The 1,444-nt window shown below is 53.3% G+C and carries 2 protein-coding genes; one reads left to right on the top strand and one right to left on the bottom strand.

Translation table 11 applies throughout. From position 1 onward, the window contains the following. Positions 1-351, top strand: a 351-nt coding sequence (locus ACR0P9_RS12550) for an ATP-binding protein (RefSeq protein ID WP_432620655.1), incomplete at its 5' end; no start/stop codon positions are given. 302 nt (positions 352-653) lie between these two features. On the opposite strand, the gene ACR0P9_RS12545 is transcribed toward ACR0P9_RS12550, so the two are convergent. Then, the gene (locus ACR0P9_RS12545; protein ID WP_432620653.1) at positions 654-1,415 is read right to left on the bottom strand and encodes an inositol monophosphatase family protein; all 762 of its coding nucleotides are present in this window, start codon (positions 1,413-1,415) and stop codon (positions 654-656) included. Positions 1,416-1,444 lie beyond the last annotated feature (29 nt).

The following is a 1,444-nucleotide window of genomic DNA, read 5'->3' as shown; positions in this document are numbered from 1 at the left end:
GGCAGACTGCTGTGGCGCGTGCTGGACAACTTGATTTCCAACTGTGTCCGCTACGCCGTTCCGCACAGCCGCGTCTATGTGGACATCACACAGACTGACACGATGTGCGTACTGACGATGAAAAACATCTCTGCCGTCGAGTTAAACATCTCCGCAGAGGAGCTGATGCAGCGCTTCACGCGCGGCGACCGCTCCCGCCACACAGAGGGCAGCGGCTTGGGCTTATCCATCGCTCAAAGCCTCGCAGAGCTGATGCACGGCAGCTGCCGCGTGGAAATCGACGGCGACTTGTTCAAAGCCATCGTAGAAATCCCGCGCTGGACGCAGCCGGAAACAAATAAACCAAACTAATACACACAAGAAAGCACCAGAACCGGAAATTTTTCCGGAACTGGTGCTTTCGGTTTGCATTTACGCACAGACCAAACTTGTTTCTCCCTCCGGGAGAGATGTCGCGCAGCGACAGAGAGGGCTAGGCTCCATCTTTGAGGGAGCTGGATTGCCGCTTTGCGGCAAGACTGAGGGAGCAGCCAGTGAACCCTGACGAATCAGGCTAACCCTGATACAGAATTGGTAACGTGCTCGCCCTCTCAGTCATTTGCCATGCAAATGCCAGCTCTCCCAGAGGGAGAGCCAAGAAATTCATCGTGCTTTTACTCCCGCATAAATCCATCGTCTACCCGTGTGCCCTTTGCGAGAATCGAGCACGGCTGATCGACAGCAATCGGGCTGCCATCGACACAGGTGACGGTACCGCCTGCTTCTGTGACAATCAAGCTGCCTGCGGCAAAGTCCCACGGCTGCAAGCGAAGTTCAAAGTACATCTCTGCACGGCCTGCGGCAATCGTGCACAGATCCCACGCAGCAGAGCCACTGCGGCGAATATCCATCGCCTCATCGGCGCACAGGCGCAGCAGACGGAAAGACTCGTCAATCAATTCCCGATAATACGAAGCCGAACCGTACAGCACAATGCCTTCATGCAGCACATGGTCAGAGACATGAATCGGAATGCCATTGCACGACGCACCCTTACCCTTTTGTGCCGTGTACATCTCATCGAGATACGGATTGTACACCAATCCCAGCGTCACTTCGCCGTCCATCGTCATGGCGACAGAAATTACGCTGCACTTATAATCCTTGACAAAGTTGGTCGTTCCGTCAATCGGGTCGACGATAAAGGCGCGGCCTTTGGCAATCGACTCATGAACATCCTCTTCTTCTCCGAGAAAATGCGCATCCGGCGCAATGTCCAGCAGCCGCTTTTTCAGAATATCCTGAATCTTTTTGTCATACTGCGTGACAAGATCATTGTATCTTCCTTTATTTTCTACGTCGGCATTGGCGTGATCTGCTCGCAGCATCAGCTGTCCGCATTCACGCATCACTTCTTGAATTTCACTTGAGAGCATCTTGTTCTCCACCCTTTCATCACAAATTC

It is taken from the genome of Butyricicoccus sp., assembly GCF_050872565.1.
GTDB lineage: Bacteria > Bacillota > Clostridia > Oscillospirales > Butyricicoccaceae > Butyricicoccus_A.
This window is presented reverse-complemented; position numbering and strand designations above follow the sequence as displayed.